We start from the raw sequence: 18538 nt of genomic DNA, 5'->3' as shown, positions 1-18538 counted from the left end.
GACCGAGAAACTCAGATTCCGTTCCCCGCCGTACGGTGGGAGCAACACCAGCGCACCAAGGAGATATCCCAGTGGCCGAGCTGTTCTACGAGAACGACGCCGACCTGTCCATCATCCAGGGCCGCAAGGTCGCGGTCATCGGTTACGGCAGCCAGGGCCACGCCCACGCGCTGTCGCTCCGTGACTCCGGCGTCGACGTCGTCGTCGGTCTGAAGGAGGGCTCGAAGTCCAAGGCCAAGGCCGAGGAGCAGGGTCTGAAGGTCGTCCCCGTGGCCGAGGCCGCCGCCTGGGCGAACGTCATCATGATCCTCACCCCGGACCCGCTGCAGGCCGAGATCTACGAGGAGTCCATCAAGGAGCACCTCGAGGAGGGCGACGCGCTCTTCTTCGGCCACGGCTTCAACGTCCGCTACGGCTTCATCAAGCCCCCGGCCAACGTGGACGTCGCCCTGGTGGCCCCGAAGGGCCCGGGCCACCTGGTCCGCCGCCAGTACGAGGAGGGCCGCGGCGTTCCGTGCATCGCCGCCGTCGAGCAGGACTTCACCGGCTCCGCCTTCGCGCTCGCGCTCTCGTACGCGGCCGGCATCGGCGGCACCCGCGCCGGCGTCATCAAGACCACCTTCACCGAGGAGACCGAGACCGACCTGTTCGGTGAGCAGGCCGTCCTCTGCGGTGGCGCCTCCGCCCTGGTCAAGGCCGGTTTCGAGACCCTGACCGAGGCCGGCTACCAGCCGGAGATCGCGTACTTCGAGTGCCTGCACGAGCTGAAGCTCATCGTGGACCTCATGTACGAGGGCGGCCTGGAGAAGATGCGCTGGTCGGTCTCCGAGACCGCCGAATGGGGCGACTACATCACCGGCCCCCGCGTCATCACCGACGCCACCAAGGCCGAGATGAAGAAGGTCCTCGCGGAGATCCAGAGCGGCGAGTTCGCCAACACCTGGATGGCCGAGTACAAGGCCGGTCTGCCGAAGTACAACGAGTACAAGAAGGCCGACGAGGCGCACCTGCTCGAGACCACCGGCAAGAAGCTGCGCAAGCTGATGAGCTGGGTCGACAGCGACGAGAGCTGATCTCGTGACGGTGGGGCCGGGACACGCGAGGTCCCGGCCACGCCGCGCGTCACGGGAGGTCCCCGGACGGACGGGGTACCGGGGTGTCGGGGCCCCGGGATTGCGGCCCTCGCGGCCGCGCGTTGTCCACCCCGGCCAACCACGGATGGGTGATCCTTCCGTACAGGCGGAAATCCGGCCCGTCAGCGCCACTACACTGCTCAACACATACGCGTCAGGCCCACAGTGTCGTGCGTCTTCCACGCGGCTACCCCCTCCACCGCCTGCGGCCGTCGGGACGGCCGTCCGCACTGGACTTGTGAGGACCCACGTGAGCTCGAAACCTGTCGTACTCATCGCCGAAGAGCTGTCGCCCGCCACCGTCGAGGCGCTGGGCCCGGACTTCGAGATCCGGCACTGCAACGGCGCGGACCGCGCCGAACTGCTGCCCGCGATCGTCGACGCCGACGCGATCCTCGTCCGCTCCGCCACCAAGGTCGACGCCGAGGCCATCGCCGTCGCCAAGAAGCTGCGGGTCGTCGCACGCGCCGGTGTCGGTCTGGACAACGTGGACGTCTCCGCCGCCACCAAGGCCGGCGTGATGGTCGTCAACGCCCCGACCTCGAACATCGTGACCGCGGCCGAGCTCGCCTGCGGCCTGCTCGTCGCCACCGCCCGCAACATCCCGCAGGCCAACACCGCCCTGAAGAACGGCGAGTGGAAGCGGAACAAGTACACGGGTGTCGAGCTCAGCGAGAAGACCCTCGGTGTCGTCGGCCTCGGCCGCATCGGCGTCCTGGTCGCGCAGCGCATGTCGGCCTTCGGCATGAAGGTCGTCGCGTACGACCCCTACGTACAGCCCGCGCGCGCCGCCCAGATGGGCGTCAAGATGCTGGCGCTGGACGAGCTGCTGGAGGTCGCCGACTTCATCACCGTGCACCTGCCCAAGACCCCCGAGACCGTCGGTCTCATCGGGGACGAGGCCCTGCACAAGGTGAAGCCGTCCGTCCGGATCGTCAACGCCGCCCGCGGCGGGATCGTGGACGAGGCCGCGCTGTACACGGCCATCAAGGAGGGCCGCGTCGCCGGCGCCGGCCTCGACGTGTACGCGAAGGAGCCCTGCACGGACTCCCCGCTCTTCGAGCTCGACCAGGTCGTCTGCACCCCGCACCTCGGCGCGTCCACGGACGAGGCCCAGGAGAAGGCCGGCGTGTCGGTCGCCAAGTCGGTGCGCCTCGCACTCGCCGGTGAGCTCGTGCCGGACGCGGTCAACGTCCAGGGCGGCGTCATCGCCGAGGACGTCCGACCGGGCCTCCCGCTCGCCGAGAAGCTCGGCCGCATCTTCACCGCCCTCGCCGGCGAGGTCGCGGTCCGCCTCGACGTCGAGGTCTGCGGCGAGATCACCCAGCACGACGTCAAGGTGCTGGAACTCTCCGCCCTCAAGGGCGTCTTCGAGGACGTCGTCGACGAGACCGTCTCCTACGTCAACGCCCCGCTGTTCGCGCAGGAGCGCGGCGTCGAGGTCCGTCTGACCACCAGCTCGGAGTCCCCGGACCACCGCAACGTGGTGACCGTGCGCGGCACCCTGTCGGACGGTCAGGAGGTCTCGGTCTCCGGCACGCTCGCGGGCCCGAAGCACCTTCAGAAGATCGTGGGCATCGGCGAGTACGACGTGGACCTGGCGCTCGCCGACCACATGGTCGTCCTGCGCTACACCGACCGTCCCGGCGTCGTCGGCGCCGTCGGCCGCGTCCTCGGCGAGGGCGGTCTGAACATCGCGGGCATGCAGGTCGCGCGGGCCGAGGAGCACGGCGAGGCGCTCGCCGTCCTCACCGTCGACGCCGCCGTACCGGCGGACGTCCTCGCGGACATCGCCACCGAGATCGGCGCCGTCTCGGCGCGCACGGTCAGCCTGGCCTGACCCTGCCGGGGTAGCGAAGCGAGGGAAGGGCCCGGGGGACATCCCCGGGCCCTTCCGCGTTCCGCCGGCCACACCCCGCAGCGGGCGGTTCAGTTGTACGTCGCCTCGTGGACGCGGTTCCCGGGAGTCCTCGCGGGCTCCGCCGCGGGCGGGGCGGGGGCTTCGATCCCGCGCATCAGAGCCGCGGCGAGCACGGCCGCCCCGAGCAGCAGCGCCGTACCGCCCCAGGCCGCGTAGTGCATTCCGTGGACGAACGACTCCCGCGCCAGGGCCAGTACCTGCTCGCCGGCCGGGCCTTCGAGGTGGTGGGCGGTGGCGACGGCCCCGCCCAGGGTCTCCCGTACCGCGGGCTCGGCGCCGGCCAGATCGGCGCGGTAGACCGCGGTGCCCAGGCTGCCGAGGACCGCCATGCCGAGCGCGCCGCCGAACTCCGTGCCGGTCTCCAGCAGGGAGGCGGCGGAACCGGCCTTCTCGGCGGGGGCCGAGGCGAGCGCCATGTCGGAGACCAGGGACATCACGGTGACGATGCCCGAGGCCAGTACCCCGGCGCCGGCCAGGATCAGCCACAGCGAGTCGGTGCCCACCAGGCCGATCAGGGCGAATCCGGCCGCGGCGAGGACGAACCCGCCGGCGATGACGTGGGCCCGGTCGGTCTTCTGGACCAGGGCCGCGCCGACCGGCGCCGCAGCGCCGATGACGACCGAGGGGGCGAGACTCCACAGGGCGGCTTCCAGGGTGCCCATGCCGAGCACCGACTGGAGGTACTGGGTGGTGAAGTAGGCCGAGCCCATCATGGCGAAGGCGGCGATGGTGTTCAGGCCGATGCCCGCCCCGAAGCCGCGGCCCCGGAACAGCGCCCGGCTCACCATGGCGTCGTCACGGGAGCGCTGGCGACGGACGAAGACGTATCCGAAGGCCAGACCGACGGCGAGGCAGCCCAGGTAGAGGGGTTCAAAGCCCTCTGCGGCGATCTCCTTGAGCCCGTAGACGACCGGCAGCACCGCGGCCATGGAGAGCGGGACGCCCAGCAGGTCGAAGCGGCCGGGGGCCGGGTCCTTGAACTCCGGCACCAGGACCGGGACCAGGAGCAGCAGGAGCAGCATCGCGGGCACGTTGATGAGGAAGACGGAGCCCCAGTAGAAGTGGTTCAGCATCACCCCGCTGAGCACCGAGCCGAGGGCGATGCCGCCGGTCATGGCCCCGGACCAGATGGCGATGGCCCGGCCGCGCTGCCTTTCGTCCTGGAAGAGGTTCCGCACGAGGGCCAGCGTGGAGGGCATCAGGGTCGCGCCGCCGATGCCGAGCAGGACGCGGGCCGCGATGAGCATCTCGGCGGTGGTGGCGCATCCGGCGCCGATCGAGGCGAGGCCGAAGGCGGTCGCGCCGATCAGCAGCAGCTTGCGGCGGCCGATCCGGTCGCCGAGCGAGCCCATCGTGATCAGCAGGCCGGAGAGGGCGAAGGCGTAGCTGTCGAAGATCCAGAGCTGCTGGGTGGAACTCGGGTCCAGCTGGTCGGTGATGGCAGGGATGGCGAAGTAGAGGACGGAGACGTCCATCGAGACCAGGAGCAGCGGCAGCAGGAGGACGGTGAAGGCGGTCCATTCGCGGCGGCCGGCAAGTCGCGCTGTGGCGGCGGGGTTTGGCATGAGCAGGAATGTACACACGTCCTAAACGCTTGTCTATGACGGGTGTCTAGAACTGTTGTCTGGGACGGTTGTCTTGCTACCGTGGGGGTCATGGGACATCGCGAAGATCTGCTCGAAGGCGCCAAGAAGTGCCTGGTCGAGAAGGGGTTCGTGCGCACCACCGCGCGCGACCTCGTCAGCGCCTCGGGGACGAACCTCGCCTCGATCGGCTACCACTACGGCTCGAAGGACGCCCTCCTCACCCAGGCCTTCATCGGTCTGATGGAGGAGTGGGGCGCGGTCTTCCAGGACGGACTCGACGGCGAGGGCGGTTCGCCGGAGCGCTTCCGCGCCCTGTGGGAAGGCGTGTTGGCGCAGCACGAGAAGTCGGGCCCGATCTGGGCCGCCAGCCTGGAGGTGGCGCTCGGCCGGGACCAGCGGCCGGAGCTCAGGTCCATGCTCGCGGCCTCACAGGCCGAGGGGCGCCGCGGGCTGATCTCGATGCTCACCGGCACCCCGGAGGACCAGCTCGACGACCGGGACGTACGTACGCTCGGCACCTTCTACCAGGCGTTGCTGAACGGCCTGATGATCCAGTGGCTCTTCGACCCGGAGTCGGCGGCCACCGCGGAGGAGTTCACCGAGGGCATGCGGCGGGCCGCCGAGGCCATGACCCGGCCCCGGGCCTGACCGGAGCCGGAACCTCCGCCGGGCGCGCCCCGTCCCACCCCCGAATCGGCCCTGAACGAGGGGCAGTCACCGTGGCGGGAACGAGACCAGCGGCAAGGGGAGTGCGAACGGGTGCAGGGGCGGGTGCGGTGCTGTGCGGCCTGGTGGTGGTGGCCCTGACCGCCGGGTGCGGTGCGCCAGGGCCGGACGAGGGCGCCACGAACCCCGGCCGGCCGGACACCCGTACGCGCATGGAGCAGGTGGCCGCCGCCTGGGAGGACTCGGCGGCCGTCAGGCGGTGGCGGGAGGGTTTCCGCCCCCTCGCCCCCCAGGACTGGCAACCGCCGGGCGGTTTCCGCTCCGGCGAGGACAAAGCCGCGTACCTGGTGGGGAACTTCGAGCTGCGCACCGGGCTGCCCGACGCGCCGCCACCGGTCACCCCGATCCACTGGCCCGACGGCAGCACGCTCACCCTGCCGCTGCAGACCGCGGCGCAGGCGTACGGGGAGATCGACCGGCTCCCGAACCGCGACCACGCGCTGCCGGTCACGGGCGTCCGCTTCGGCGAGACCACCGTCAACACCAGCCGCGGCCCGGCCCGGGTGCCCGCCTGGCTGTTTACCGTGGACGGGTACGACGCACCGCTGGCCCGGATCGCCGTCGGCCCGCAGGAGGTCGTGACACCGCCGATCGTGCCCGTGGAGGACCCCGGCGGCAGTGCGGCCGAGCTGTTCGGTCACCAGGGCGCACCGGAGGCGACCACGGTCAGCGTGTCGGCGGGTCACGGAGGTTGTGACGCCGGCGCGGTCGTGGACGTCCTGGAGGGTGCCGGCACGGTGGTACTGGCCGGCCGGATCCTGCCCGGCACGCGGGGACCGGGGGCGGTGTGCGACGCGATGCTGCACGTGCAGACCGTCCAGGTCGTGCTGAGCCGGCCGGTGGGCGGCCGGATCATCGTCGACGCGGGGACGGGCAGGGCGCTGGAGCAGACCCGGGGTGACTGACCCCCGCCCGAGGCCCCGTCGTGGCACCCCCCCCGCCGTGACACCCCCGGCGGGGTGCCGGCCGCGCCTACGGTCCGTCGGGCGAGCGAGGTCCACCGGGAGCGGCCGGTCCCGAAGGGGGCGGCTGTGCCGCGTCCGTTTCGGGTTCGCCGGACGGGCCGATGCGGATCTCGAAGGCGCCGCCGTACTCCTCGTGGCCCGCGGCCACGGCCACGGCCACGGCTTCCTCGCCCTGTTCGCCCTGGATGATGAGCGGGTCCCGGCGCAGGTCGCGCATCAGGGCCACGCACATGCCGATCATGACCGCGGTGAAAGGCGCCGCCACGAGGATCGTCAGGTTCTGCAGCCCGGCGAGCGCGTCGCCCTTGCCGTTGCCGATGAGCAGCATGATGGCCGCGACGGCGCCGGTGACCACGCCCCAGAAGACGACCACCAGCCGGGACGGTTCGAGGACGCCCTTCTGCGAGAGGGTGCCCATCACGATGGAGGCGGCGTCGGCGCCGGAGACGAAGAAGATGGCGACGAGGATCATCACCAGCAGGCTCATGGCGGTGGCGATGGGGAACTCCTGGAGCAGCCCGAAGAGCTGTCCCTCCGGGGTGCTCTCCCGCTCCAGGTCCCCGCTCTCCCGGAGCTTCATGGCCGTGCCGCCGAAGACCGCGAACCACAGCAGGCTGACCGTGCTCGGTACGAGGATGACGCCGCCGATGAACTGCCGGATGGTGCGGCCGCGGCTGATCCGGGCGATGAACATGCCGACGAACGGGGTCCAGGAGATCCACCAGGCCCAGTAGAAGACCGTCCAGCTGCCCAGCCAGTCGGCGACCTCGCCGGCGCCGGTGGCCTCGGTACGGCCGACGAGCTGGGGGAGGTCGCCGAGGTAGGCGCCCAGCGACGTGGGCAGGAGGTCGAGCACGATGATGGTCGGCCCGGCGATGAACACGAAGACGACGAGCACGAGGGCGAGCACCATGTTGATGTTCGACAGCCACTGGATGCCCCGTTCCACGCCGGAGACCGCGGAGGCGACGAAGGCGATGGTCAGCACGGCGATGACACCGACGAGGAGCGCGGTGCTGACCGTGTCCATCCACCCCAGCTGACGGAACCCGCTGCCGATCTGGAGGGCCCCCAGGCCCAGCGAGGCCGCGGAGCCGAAGAGGGTGGCGAAGATCGCCACGATGTCGATGACCCGGCCGGCCGCACCGTGGGCGTGCCGGGCGCCGATCAGCGGTTCGAACACGGCACTGATCGTCTGGCGGCGGTTGCGACGGAACGTGCTGTAGGCGATCGCGAGCCCCACGACCGCGTAGATCGCCCACGGATGGAGCGTCCAGTGGAACAGCGTGGTGGCCATCGCGATCTGCATCCGCTCGGCGGAGTCGACCGGGTGCGTGCCGGGCGGGGGCACCTCGTAGTGCGCCAGGGGTTCGCTCACGCCGTAGAACATGAGGCCGATGCCCATGCCGGCGCTGAACATCATCGCGACCCAGGACACGGTACGGAACTCCGGGAGTTCGTCCTCGCGGCCGAGGCGGATCCGGCCGTAGCGGCTGATCGCCAGCCAGAGGGCGAAGACGACGAAGGCGCTGGCGGCGAGCATGAAGGCCCAGCCACCGTTGTGGATGAGCCCTTCGAGCAGGCTGCTCGACACGCTCTCCAGCGAATCCGTTGCCACGGCGCCCCACAGCACGAAGGCGAGGGTCAGGCCCGCGGTGACCCCGAAGACCACCTTGTCCGTGCGGGAACGTTGATCGGCCGGCAACGAAGCCCCCTTCACCAGAGAACGGGAACGGCAGGTCATGACAGAACGTCATGTACTTCAGATTTAAGCTCATATCGACCCATGAAGGTCGCAGGTCACCCGCGCGGCGGTTCACCCGCCGGACAGCCGGGGGTGGCGGGGGCCGGGCCGCAGTCCGGCTCAGATCACGGCTCAGATCACTCAGGTCACTCAGGTCATGACTCAGGCCGATCTCAGGTCACAGGGTCAGACGGGAGGCCTTGAGGGCCATGTGGAGCAGCAGGCGGTCCTCGCCCTCGTCCAGGTCGAGGCCGGTGAGCTGCTCCACCCGGGAGAGGCGGTAGTAGAGGGTCTGGCGGTGGATCCCCAGGGCCGCCGCCGCGCGGCTCGCCTGGCCGGCGCAGTCCAGGAAGACCTCGGCAGTGCGGGCGAGTTCGCGGTGGGCCGGGGTCAGCAGGGTGCGGGCCGCCGGGTCGTCCACCGGATCGGCGGCCAGGCCCGCCAGCAGCCGGTACGGGCCGATCGCCGACCACTGGGCGACCGGGCCGAGCCGCGGCTGGGCGGCGGCCGCCCGGGCTGCGGCGACGGCCTGTTCCCAGGCGGCGGGCAGGTCCGCGAGGCCCCGTACGGGATCGGCCACGCCGCCCGCGACCCGAGGAGCGGCGGCGGCGCCGGACGGGTCCGCCGCGCGCGGCAGCAGCCGGGTCACCGCCGCCAGGGCCGGAGCCAGCGCGTCCGTCGAGCGCAGCCGGAGCAGCACCGCCAGCGCGAGGCCGCCCCCGGCGCGCGGTACGACGCACACCGCCGCCGCGCCCGGTACCGATGCCGGAGCCTCCCCGGACCACGGCGCCACGCAGGCCGCCGCGTGCAGCCCGTCCCCGTCCGGGCCGAGGGCCACCCGCAGCGCGGCCACCGCCATCTCCTGCTGCCAGCCCCGTCCGGCCGTGAGCACCGCCAGGAACTCCCGCGACAGGTCGGCCCCCGCCTTCGCCTCCTCGGCGAGCAGCACCCCGATCCGCTGGGCCACCTCCATGGCCGCGTCCAGCGCCGCCGGGTCGGGCCCGGGTGTGCCGGGCTCCTGGTCCAGGAGCCATACGTAGCCCTGCACGATGCCCCGGTACCGCACCGGCAGGCAGATCCGCGCCCGGAACACCCCCGCGTCGGGCGCCGCCGGGATCCGGACGGGCCCGGTGGCGCGGGCGATGCCGAAGCCCTCGAACCAGGAGCGGACGGCCGCCGTCGACTGCCGCGTCAGGATCGAGCGGGTCCGGACCGGGTCCATCGCGAGATCGTCATCGCTGTCGTGGGCGCCGAAGGCGATCAGACGGAAGTCGCGGTTCTCCAGGGTCGCCGGGGCGCCGAGCAGCGCGGAGATCTCGTCCACCAGGTCCTGGTAATCGCCCTTCACGCGGACATTCTCCCACCTCGGCGCGGACTCTTCAGACAGATGTATGAGATCCGGGACACGGATGCGTGACAGCTGTCGATGGCAGAGGATCGAAGCGATCCTTAGGTTTCACGGTGGTTTCACTTGCGCTTTTCTTCTGCCACCCGCTGGAGGTGCCCCCGTGCTGGGTCCCGTGATCCTCGCCGCTTCGCGCAGCGACAAGATGCGTCGTATCGTCTCTGCCGCCCCGGTGACCAAGCCCGTGGTGAACCGGTTCATCCCCGGCGAGACCGTCGATCAGGTCATCCCGATCGTCGAGGAACTCACGCGCAGCGGCCTCGAGGTCACCCTCGACGTCGTCGGCGAGGACATCACCGAGGTGGAGCAGTCCCACGCCGCCCGGGACGCCTACCTCCAGCTCGTCGAGCGCCTCGCGGAGCTCGGTCTCGGCGAGAAGGCCGAGATGTCCGTCAAGCTGTCGATGTTCGGCCAGGCCCTGGAGGGCGGCCACGAGCTGGCGCTCGCCAACGTCCGCCCCGTCGTCGAGGCCGCGGCCGCCATCGGGACCACCGTCACGCTCGACGCCGAGGACCACACCACCCTCGACTCGATGTTCGCCATCCACGAGGAGCTGCGCCGGGACTTCCCGCAGACCGGCTGCGTGATCCAGGCGTACCTCTTCCGCACGGAGGAGGATGCCCGCCGCCTGGCCGCCGCCGGCAGCCGCGTCCGGATCGTGAAGGGCGCCTACAAGGAGCCCGCCGAGGTCGCGTACCAGGACAAGGCGGAGATCGACAAGGCGTACGTCCGGATCCTGAAGACCCTGATGGACGGCGAGGGCTACCCGATGATCGGGTCGCACGACCCGCGCCTCATCGCCATCGGCCAGGAGCTCGCCCGCAAGGCCGGGCGCAAACTGGACGAGTACGAGTTCCAGATGCTGTACGGCATCCGCAGTGAGGAGCACCTGCGGCTGGCCGCCGAGGGGCACCGGATGCGCGTCTACACCGCGTACGGGACCGACTGGTACGGCTACTTCATGCGCCGCCTCGCGGAGAAGCCGGCCAACCTGCTCTTCTTCGTCCGCTCGATGATCACCAAGAACTAGCCAAGAACTAGGTCAAGGAGTTACCAGCCCCATGGATGCTGTGACCCAGGTCCCCGCTCCGGTCAACGAGCCGGTCCACTCGTACGCCCCCGGCACCCCGGAGCGCACGCGACTCGAAACGCAGCTCAAGCAGCTGTCCGAGAACCCGATCGAACTTGCGATGACGATCAACGGCGTCAAGCGGATGGGCGGCGGAGAGCGCTTCGACGTGGTCCAGCCGCACGACCACAGGTCCGTGCTCGGCACCTACGCGAACGCCACCGAGGCCGACGCGCAGGAGGCGATCGACGCCGCCCTGGCCGCCGCCCCGGCCTGGCGCTCGATGTCCTTCGACGACCGCGCCGCGATCATCCTGCGCGCCGCCGAGCTGCTGTCCGGCCCGTGGCGCGAGAAGCTCGCCGCCTCCACCATGCTGGGCCAGTCGAAGACCGCGCAGCAGGCCGAGATCGACACCCCGTGCGAGCTCGTCGACTTCTGGCGCTTCAACGTCCACTTCGCCCGCCAGATCCTGGCCGAGCAGCCGGTCGCGAACTCCGCCGGCGTGTGGAACCGCAGCGACCACCGCCCGCTCGAGGGCTTCGTCTACGCGATCACGCCGTTCAACTTCACGGCCATCGCGGGCAACCTGCCGACCGCCCCCGCCCTCATGGGCAACGTGGTCCTGTGGAAGCCCTCCCCGACGCAGACCCACTCCGCGGTCCTCCTCATGGAGCTCCTGGAGGAGGCCGGCCTGCCCAAGGGCGTCATCAACCTGGTGACGGGCGACGGCATCGCGGTGTCGGAGGTGGCGCTGAACCACCCCGAGCTGGCCGGCATCCACTTCACCGGCTCGACCAAGACCTTCCAGTACCTGTGGAAGACGGTCGGCAACAACATCGAGAAGTACAAGTCCTACCCGCGCCTGGTCGGCGAGACCGGTGGCAAGGACTTCGTCGTCGCGCACCCGTCCGCGGACCGCGCCGTCCTGAAGACCGCCCTGACCCGCGGTTCCTTCGAGTTCCAGGGCCAGAAGTGCTCGGCGTCCTCGCGCGCCTACGTCCCGGCCTCGATCTGGAACGACGGCTTCAAGGAGGCCTTCGCGGCCGAGGTCGACGGCATCGCCATGGGTGACGTCCGCGACCTGACCAACTTCATCGGTGCCGTCATCGACGAGCGCTCGTTCGCCAAGAACAAGGCCGCGATCGACCGTGCGATCGCCGACCCGACCTGCGAGATCATCGCCGGCGGCACGTACGACGACTCGGAGGGCTACTTCGTCCGCCCGACCGTCATCGCCTGCACCGACCCGGAGAACGAGGTCTTCACGACCGAGTACTTCGGCCCGATCCTCGCCGTGCACGTCTACGAGGACGCGAACTTCGACGCGATGCTGGCCCAGATGGAGTCCGTCTCGGCGTACGCCCTGACCGGCTCGATCATCGCCGCCGACCGGTACGCGGCCGCGGACGCGATGGAGAAGCTCCGCTTCGCGGCGGGCAACTTCTACATCAACGACAAGTCCACCGGCGCCGTCGTCGGCCAGCAGCCCTTCGGCGGTGGCCGCGCCTCGGGTACGAACGACAAGGCGGGCGCCGCGTCGAACCTGATGCGCTGGACCTCCACCCGCTCGATCAAGGAGACGCTGGTCGCGCCGACCGACTACGCGTACCCCCACATGGGCTGATCAGCCCCCGCCGAACCCCCGCCCCCGCTCCGGTACCCCAAGTCCGGAGCGGGGGCGGTGTCCATTGGTCCGGGCGGCGGTCCGCAGGAGGGCTGCCGCCCGGACCGGAGGCGGGCTAGACCTCGACGATCACCTGGTCCAGGGACTTGCGCAGGAGGTCCGGGACCTCGCAGTCGTCCGCCGGGTAGCCCACCGGGATGACGGCGAAGGCCTTCTCGTTCTCCGGGCGCCGCAGGACGTGGCTCAGGAAGCGCATGGGGCTGGGGGTGTGGATCAGCGCCGCCAGGCCCGACAGGTGCAGGGCGGACAGGAGCATGCCGACCGCGATGCCGACCGACTCGTCCACGTAGTAGTGCTTGCGCTTCGTGCCGTCCGGGCCGAGCCAGTGGCGCTGCTGGAAGACCACGATCAGCGCCGGGGCGTCCGTGAGGTGGGTCTTCACGGCGTCCGTGCCGATGGGGCGCAGGGCCGCGAGCCATTCGTCGCCCAGCCGGCCGTCGTAGGACAGCTGCTCCTCCTGCTCGGCGGCCGCGCGGATCTGCTGCCGCACGGCCGGGTCCTTGACCAGGACGAAGGTCCACGGCTGCTGGTGCGCCCCGGAGGGGGCGGTCGCCGCGCAGGCGATGGCGTCCCGGACCACCTGCTCCGGCACGGGGTCGGGGGAGAAGTGGCGCACGGTCCGCCGCTCGTCCATCCGGGCCCGCAACCCGGCGGCGCGCGCGAGGGACTCCTGCTGTGACATCCGTGCGGGGCGGTAGGCGACCGGGCGGTACGGATCACCGTGGGTGGGGGTCCACTGCCTGGTCTCAGGAGCGGTCCCGGAGGCGGTCTCAGGTGTGGTCTCAGGTGACATGGAGCAGATCTTCACGCCGTCGCGCCGCCCGCCGCCAGGGCCGTAGGCGGATCCTGCGCCCGGTATGCGTGGACCCGGGTGATTTCGGAGGCGGCGATCACCGGTCGATTCCTCGCACGTGAACCCCGCCGCTCCCGGCGGCCGAGGTCCGCCACGCCTCCCGCCCGAGAGCCTCCGGCGCGGGTGGACCACACCGGCCCCGCCCGCCGTCCACACCCTCGCGGCACTGGGCGGCGGGGGTGCGGCAGCGGTGGACCACCGGCTCCGCCCCCGGGCGGCCGTGCGGCGCGTGTTCGCCCCGCCCGGACTCCGGGTTTCGAACCCCGCGGCTGTTTCCGGCCTTTCCGGCCGTCGCCGGGCCGCCCCCGCGCGTTGATACGGTCGCCCGATGAAGCAGTGGCAGGCGCACGGGTACGGCTGCGCACGGTGGGAGACGGCATGAGCGTCCTCGTACGGCACACCTCGGAGCTGACCGCCGAGGACCTCCGCGAGATCCGGGCCCTGCTCGACGGCGCCTTCGACGGGGACTTCGCCGACGAGGACTTCGAGCACGCCCTCGGCGGAATGCACGCCCTGGTCCGGGACCCGGGCGGGGACCTCGTGGCCCACGGCAGCGTCGTCATGCGGCGCGTCGTGCACGAGGGGCGGGCCCTGCGCACCGGATACGTCGAGGCCGTCGCCGTACGCCCCGACGCGCGGCGCCGCGGCCTCGGCGGGCAGGTCATGGCCGGGCTGGAGCAGGTGATCGGGCGGGCGTACGTGCTCGGCGCGCTGTCGGCGTCGCAGGACGGGGCCGCGCTGTACCTGGGCCGCGGCTGGGAGGTGTGGGGCGGGCGGATCGGCGCGCTCTCGCCGGACGGGCCCCTCCCGCTCCCCGAGGAGGAGGGTTCCACGTACGTGTGGACGCCGCCCGGCGGGTTCCGGCCGGACCCGGCCGGGCGGCTCGACTTCGACTGGAGGGACGGGGACGTCCTGTAGCTCCGCCCCCTACGACCCCGAGATGCTCGGCGCGCCCGTTTCGATGTGGCCCGTGTAGCGGCGCGACCAGGTGCCGTCGGAGTCGGCCAGGACGGTGAAGTCGTACCAGCCCTTGCTGTAGGCCACGGCGTTGAAGTAGTCCTCGCGCGAGGAGTTCGCCGGGACCGTGTAGGTCCACGGGCCGTCCGTGCGGTAGGCGTTCGCGCGGATCGTGAAGGTGACGGGGGAGCCGGAGGTGTTCTTCATCTTGAAGTACACCGCCGTCCTGCCGGTCCCCGGCTCGATCGCGAAGCGGGCCGCCACCTCGATGTCCTTGCCCGGCTTCGACGCGTCGCCGATGAAGCGGCGCAGGAAGCGGTTCGGCCCGTGCATCGAGATGTCGTACTTGCCCGAGCCGTTGCCGAGCCCGATGTGGAAGTAGTCGCTGCCGGTGCCGCCCGGGTCGACGGTGTACTGCCAGGCCGTCGTGTCCCGGTGCTGGTGCGGGTGGATCGAGAAGTGCGCCGCCCGCTTGGCCTCGGCGCCCTGGTTGGTCATCGAGAACCAGGCCAGGATCTGGCCGGCTGCCCCGAACTCGAAGCGGTCCAGGTTGCCGTTCACCTGGTACGGCAGGGCCCGCGCCGGGCGGGTGCCGGGCTCCTGCGCCGGGAGGGCGTTGTCCTGTGGCGCCGGGTTGGGGAGCGGGCCACAGGTCGCCTGGCCGATCACCTTGGCGGTGGACGGCAGGCCCGCGGGGACCCCGTGGACCGGGTGCGCGAAGTCGAAGACGCCGGTCAGGTCGCCGACCACCCTGCGGCGCCAGGCGCTGATGTTCGGGCAGGTGGCGGGGGTTCCGAGAGCGGCCGTCCACTTCTCCATGAACCGCAGCACCGAGGTGTGGTCGAAGACCTCCGAGCTCACCCAGCCGCCGCGGGTCCACGGGGACATCACCAGCATCGGGACCCGGAAGCCGAGCCCGATCGGGATGCCGTCGAGGTACTCGCCGGGGGTGCCGGGCGGGGCGACCGGCGGCGGCACGTGGTCGAAGAAGCCGTCGTTCTCGTCGTAGTTGAGGAAGAGGACCGTGGAGTCGAAGACCTCCGGGTCGGCGGCGAGCGCGCGGTAGACCAGGTCCACGAAGTGGGCGCCGTCGCCGGGCGGGGCGTAGGGGTGCTCCGAGAAGGCCTCGTTGGCCACGACCCAGGACACCTGGGGGAGGGTGCCCGCGACGACGTCGGCGCGGATCTCCGCCGCGACGTCGTCCGGGGTGGAGCCGGTGACCTGGGGGACCGAGACCATGCCCCGGTCCCACAGCGGATCGCCGGGGCCCGCGTCCGTGAACCTCTTGAAGTAGGCGAGCCCGTTGTCCCCGTAGTTGTCCTGCGCGTTCTGGTAGACCTTCCAGGTCATCCCGGCCCGCTGGAGGGCCTCTGCGTACGTCTCCCAGTTCAGCCCGGACTCGTCGCCGCCGTCCATGCTGGAGGCGTCGATCTTCCCGCTCCACAGGAAGGTGCGGTTCGGGCCGGTCGCGCTGAGGGCGGAGCAGAAGTACGCGTCGCAGATCGTGTAGTTGTCCGCGAGGCCGTAGTGGAAGGGGATGTCCGCCCGGTCCAGGTAGCCGAGGGTACGGACGTTGCCGACGCCGGTGACCCAGTTGTCCATCCGGCCCCTGTTCCAGGCGGCGTGCTGCGAGGTCCAGCTGTGCGGGAGGTCGCCGGTGCACTGGGCCAGCGTCTTGCCGTCCGCCCCGCCCGCCGGCGGGGTGGCGGACAGCTTCCACGGGTACTGGCGGCCGCCCCGGTTGGGCTGGTTGAACGTGCCCCAGCCGCCCGGGATGTTGCCGGCGGCGCGGTCGCCGAATCCGCGGACGCCCTTCATCCGGCCGAAGTAGTGGTCGAAGCTGCGGTTCTCCTGCATCAGGATCACCACGTGCTTCACATCGGTGATGGTGCCGGTCGCGGCGGCCGCGGCCGCGGTCGCCGGCACCACCGCGGGCAGGGTGGCGCCCGCCACGAGCCCGGCGCCGATTCCCACGAAACCTCTGCGGCTGATCGGTGTCACTGGCCTCTCGCCTCCCACTCAAGTGCCCCGCCGGCACATCGACGGCAAGAGTGACGGCGCCGGGGTCAAAGGTCTACATCCGTGCGGTAGGAGTTCGGTGAACAAAGGGGTGGCCGGACTCAGCTGCCGATCCGGACCAGCATCTTGCCCACGTTGTCCCCGTGGAGCATGCCCAGGAAGGCCTCCACCGTCCGGTCGAAGCCCTGGACAACGGTGGTGTCGGTACCGATCCGGCCGCTGCGCAGATGGGGCACGAGGAAGTCCTCCAACTCCTCCTGCAGATTGGTGTGATTGCGAACCAATACCCCTTCCAGGCGCAGCGACTTGTGTACGACCTCGAAGAGGTTGCGGGGCGCGGCCGGCGAGCGGTCCGCGTTGTACAGGGAGATCGCGCCGACCCAGGCGACCCGCCCGTACTCGCGCAGGGAGTCGATCGCACCCTCCAGGTGCTCCCCGCCGACGTTGTCCACGTAGACGTCGATGCCGTCGGGGGCGGCCTGTGCGAGCTGCTCGCCGACCGGGCCGTCGTGGTAGTCGAAGGCCGCGTCGAAGCCGAGCGCACCGGTGAGGTGGCGGACCTTCGCCGCCGAGCCCGCGCTGCCGATGATCCGCCGGGCGCCCAGCAGCCGGGCGATGTGGCCGGTGGCGGTGCCGACGCCGCCCGCGGCGGCGGAGACGAAGAGGTCCTCGCCCGCGCGCAGGGCCGCCGTCCGGGTGAGGGCGGCGTACGCGGTCAGGCCGGTGCCGCCGAGGTGGGAGAGGTGCGCCTCCAGCGGGACGCCCTCGTGGCGGCGCAGCCTGCGCGCGCCGTCCACGCCGAGGGTGACCAGGGCGTGGGTCCGCCAGCCGGCGCGGTGGAAGACCAGGTCGCCCTCGCGCAGCCCCGGGTCGCGGGAGGCGAGCACCCGGCCCACCGAGCGCCCCTCCAGCGGGGTGTTCAGCTCGAAGCCGCCCTCGCCGCCGTCCATCAGGCCCCGGTGGTAAGGGTCCACCGAGAGCAGGAGGTTCTCGACGAGCGCGGTGCCGGGCCCCGGCTCCGGCACCGGGAAGGCGGCGTAGGTGAAGTCCGCGGCGGTGGGGAAGCCGGTGGGGCGGGCGATCTGGTGGACGGCATGAGCGGTGTTCGTGGTCATGGGGCCGACGCTAGGAAGGAATCGGCGGGCCGGGCAGGGGGTTGCGTTCATGGAAGCCGCACATCCATGAACAGCGCTCATAGAACGAGGTGAGAGCCCCCGTGGCCGACCTGCTGCCCCAGGAACTCCGGATCCTGGTCGCCGTCGCCGGGAGCGGCGGCTTCTCCGCCGCCGCAGCCGCGCTCGGCCTCACCCAGTCGGCCGTCTCGCACTCCGTGCGCGGCAGCGAGGCCAAGGTCGGCGCGGTGCTCTTCGAGCGCGGCCGCGCCGGGGCCGCGCCCACCCCGGCGGGGGAGCGGGCCGTCGCCCTCGCCCGCCGGATCCTGCGGATGTACGAGGTCCTCGGCGCGGAGGTGCGGGGTGCGGGCCGCGACACGGTGGAGGGCGTGCTGCGGATCGCCGCCTTCCGCAGCGCGGCCCTCCACCTGCTGCCGCCCGCCCTGGAGCGGCTCACGGCCCGGCACCCCGGGATCCGCCCCGAGGTCCGCGTGGTGCGCGAGCTCGGCGCAGGCACGGCCGGGGAGGTGGCGGCGGGCCGCGCCGACCTGGGCATCGCCACGCTGGGCGGGTCGCAGGAGATGGCCCCCGGGCTGCTGACCGGGGTGCTCGCGCAGGAGGCGTACCGCCTGGTCCACCCGGCCGGGCACCCGGACCCCAGGGGCCTGCCCCTGCTGGACTGGGACGAGAACTGCGGCTCCTACACCCGCTCCTGGTGGCGGGCCCAGGACTGGATCCCGCGGGCGACGGTCACGGCGGAGGACGACGCGATGGTGCTGACCATGGTCGGCCGCGGGCTCGGAATGGCGATCATGCCCGAGCTCTCCCTGAGGGAGGCGACCGAGGCGGTGGACATCACCCCTCTGGGCCCTGAGGGGCCGGTGAGGCAGGTGGGATACGTCACCACGGCGGAATCGGCCTCAACTCTCGCCGTACGCGCTCTGATCAGGGAACTTCGCTCCACGAAGGGCTGAAACGGACCCCCGGGGCAGGGCATTCCGGGGGGTCCCGCGTCTCAGATAGTAGGAAGCCCGAGTAATTGCCGAGACATACAACGAGACCTGGCCTAGCTTTGTAGAAGCCGAACGTCTCGCCGATCAGGCGAATGGCGGTCGAGAGCGCGCGCCCCTGGCAGGCAACCCCTGCGGCGCACCGCTCCCCGCCTCTTCCGGCGCCTTGAAGGAACCCCTCATCCGTGGCTTCGCCACGCCGTGATCTCAAGGAGTCGATCACCATGACCGCTACCACCGCCACCCGCCGCGTCCGCCACAGCTCCGCCTCGGCAGACGACCGCAAGAACGCCGCCGCCGCCCTCCAGCGGGCCCTCGACCGCCGTGACAACGGCGGCTCGACCGGCCACTGAT

At 71.4% G+C, this 18538-nt stretch carries 15 protein-coding genes; 9 read left to right on the top strand and 6 right to left on the bottom strand.

The features are described from left to right. The first annotated feature begins 71 nt into the window (after window positions 1-71). Complete coding sequence (gene ilvC / locus ACGFZK_RS10765; RefSeq protein WP_327264593.1) at window positions 72-1073, top strand: ketol-acid reductoisomerase; 1002 nt, start codon at window positions 72-74, stop codon at window positions 1071-1073. Window positions 1074-1383: 310 nt separating this feature from the next. Next, window positions 1384-2973, top strand: coding sequence for a phosphoglycerate dehydrogenase (gene serA, locus ACGFZK_RS10760; RefSeq protein WP_393848531.1), 1590 nt, complete (start codon window positions 1384-1386; stop codon window positions 2971-2973). An 89-nt stretch (window positions 2974-3062) separates the two neighbouring features. Here the strand turns inward: serA and ACGFZK_RS10755 are convergent, their stop codons facing one another. Further along, window positions 3063-4619 carry an MFS transporter gene (locus ACGFZK_RS10755; protein WP_393848530.1) on the bottom strand — a complete coding sequence of 519 codons (1557 nt, stop codon included), beginning with the start codon at window positions 4617-4619 and terminating at the stop codon, window positions 3063-3065. A gap of 90 nt (window positions 4620-4709) precedes the next feature. Here ACGFZK_RS10755 and ACGFZK_RS10750 point away from each other — a divergent pair, with 90 nt between their 5' ends. Beyond that, on the top strand, window positions 4710-5288 hold the full coding sequence (locus ACGFZK_RS10750) for a TetR/AcrR family transcriptional regulator (RefSeq protein ID WP_393848529.1): 579 nt from the start codon (window positions 4710-4712) through the stop codon (window positions 5286-5288). Window positions 5289-5389: 101 nt separating this feature from the next. Beyond that, the gene (locus ACGFZK_RS10745) at window positions 5390-6271 is read left to right on the top strand and encodes a hypothetical protein (RefSeq protein ID WP_393848528.1); all 882 of its coding nucleotides are present in this window, start codon (window positions 5390-5392) and stop codon (window positions 6269-6271) included. Between the two features lie 67 nt (window positions 6272-6338). Here ACGFZK_RS10745 and ACGFZK_RS10740 read toward each other — a convergent pair whose 3' ends face one another. Together ACGFZK_RS10740 and ACGFZK_RS10735 are read right to left on the bottom strand one after the other, a co-directional pair. Further along, entirely contained in the window at window positions 6339-8075 is a 1737-nt protein-coding gene (locus ACGFZK_RS10740) for a BCCT family transporter (RefSeq protein WP_393848527.1), read from the bottom strand. A gap of 178 nt (window positions 8076-8253) precedes the next feature. After that, on the bottom strand, window positions 8254-9423 hold the full coding sequence (locus tag ACGFZK_RS10735) for a PucR family transcriptional regulator (RefSeq protein ID WP_393848526.1): 1170 nt from the start codon (window positions 9421-9423) through the stop codon (window positions 8254-8256). A 160-nt stretch (window positions 9424-9583) separates the two neighbouring features. Here ACGFZK_RS10735 and ACGFZK_RS10730 point away from each other — a divergent pair, with 160 nt between their 5' ends. Together ACGFZK_RS10730 and pruA are read left to right on the top strand one after the other, a co-directional pair. After that, entirely contained in the window at window positions 9584-10510 is a 927-nt protein-coding gene (locus tag ACGFZK_RS10730; RefSeq protein ID WP_393848525.1) for a proline dehydrogenase family protein, read from the top strand. 31 nt (window positions 10511-10541) lie between these two features. After that, window positions 10542-12173 (top strand): L-glutamate gamma-semialdehyde dehydrogenase, encoded by a 1632-nt coding sequence (pruA, locus tag ACGFZK_RS10725; RefSeq protein ID WP_393848524.1) that lies wholly within the window; start codon window positions 10542-10544, stop codon window positions 12171-12173. Between the two features lie 115 nt (window positions 12174-12288). On the opposite strand, the gene ACGFZK_RS10720 is transcribed toward pruA, so the two are convergent. Continuing rightward, on the bottom strand, window positions 12289-13026 hold the full coding sequence (locus ACGFZK_RS10720; protein WP_393848523.1) for a nitroreductase family protein: 738 nt from the start codon (window positions 13024-13026) through the stop codon (window positions 12289-12291). A gap of 438 nt (window positions 13027-13464) precedes the next feature. Between ACGFZK_RS10720 and ACGFZK_RS10715 the strand changes: the two genes are divergently transcribed. Further along, entirely contained in the window at window positions 13465-14004 is a 540-nt protein-coding gene (locus ACGFZK_RS10715; protein ID WP_393848925.1) for a GNAT family N-acetyltransferase, read from the top strand. Between the two features lie 9 nt (window positions 14005-14013). On the opposite strand, the gene ACGFZK_RS10710 is transcribed toward ACGFZK_RS10715, so the two are convergent. Both ACGFZK_RS10710 and ACGFZK_RS10705 read right to left on the bottom strand, forming a co-directional pair. After that, window positions 14014-16044 (bottom strand): phosphocholine-specific phospholipase C, encoded by a 2031-nt coding sequence (locus ACGFZK_RS10710; RefSeq protein ID WP_393848522.1) that lies wholly within the window; start codon window positions 16042-16044, stop codon window positions 14014-14016. A gap of 119 nt (window positions 16045-16163) precedes the next feature. Next, on the bottom strand, window positions 16164-17177 hold the full coding sequence (locus tag ACGFZK_RS10705; RefSeq protein ID WP_393848521.1) for an NADP-dependent oxidoreductase: 1014 nt from the start codon (window positions 17175-17177) through the stop codon (window positions 16164-16166). Window positions 17178-17278: 101 nt separating this feature from the next. On the opposite strand from ACGFZK_RS10705, the gene ACGFZK_RS10700 reads away from it, so the two are divergent. Further along, the gene (locus ACGFZK_RS10700) at window positions 17279-18148 is read left to right on the top strand and encodes a LysR family transcriptional regulator (RefSeq protein ID WP_393848520.1); all 870 of its coding nucleotides are present in this window, start codon (window positions 17279-17281) and stop codon (window positions 18146-18148) included. Window positions 18149-18408: 260 nt separating this feature from the next. Continuing rightward, a complete protein-coding gene (locus tag ACGFZK_RS10695) occupies window positions 18409-18537 on the top strand; it encodes a hypothetical protein (protein ID WP_393848519.1) in 129 nt (42 codons plus the stop codon). Window position 18538 lies beyond the last annotated feature (1 nt).

It is taken from the genome of Streptomyces sp. NPDC048257 (genome assembly GCF_043201855.1).
GTDB lineage: Bacteria > Actinomycetota > Actinomycetes > Streptomycetales > Streptomycetaceae > Streptomyces.
The sequence above is the reverse complement of the archived record's forward strand: the minus strand, read 5'-3'. Positions and strand labels throughout refer to the sequence as shown.

Coding starts and splice junctions, on each gene's coding strand:
- ACGFZK_RS10755 (WP_393848530.1), bottom strand. CDS start 4,619: ATGCCAAACCCCGCCGCCACAGCGCGACTTGCCGGCCGCCGCGAATGG.
- ACGFZK_RS10750 (WP_393848529.1), top strand. CDS start 4,710: ATGGGACATCGCGAAGATCTGCTCGAAGGCGCCAAGAAGTGCCTGGTC.
- ACGFZK_RS10715 (WP_393848925.1), top strand. CDS start 13,465: ATGAGCGTCCTCGTACGGCACACCTCGGAGCTGACCGCCGAGGACCTC.
- ACGFZK_RS10740 (WP_393848527.1), bottom strand. CDS start 8,075: ATGACCTGCCGTTCCCGTTCTCTGGTGAAGGGGGCTTCGTTGCCGGCC.
- ACGFZK_RS10705 (WP_393848521.1), bottom strand. CDS start 17,177: ATGACCACGAACACCGCTCATGCCGTCCACCAGATCGCCCGCCCCACC.
- ACGFZK_RS10720 (WP_393848523.1), bottom strand. CDS start 13,026: ATGTCACCTGAGACCACACCTGAGACCGCCTCCGGGACCGCTCCTGAG.
- pruA (WP_393848524.1), top strand. CDS start 10,542: ATGGATGCTGTGACCCAGGTCCCCGCTCCGGTCAACGAGCCGGTCCAC.
- ACGFZK_RS10695 (WP_393848519.1), top strand. CDS start 18,409: ATGACCGCTACCACCGCCACCCGCCGCGTCCGCCACAGCTCCGCCTCG.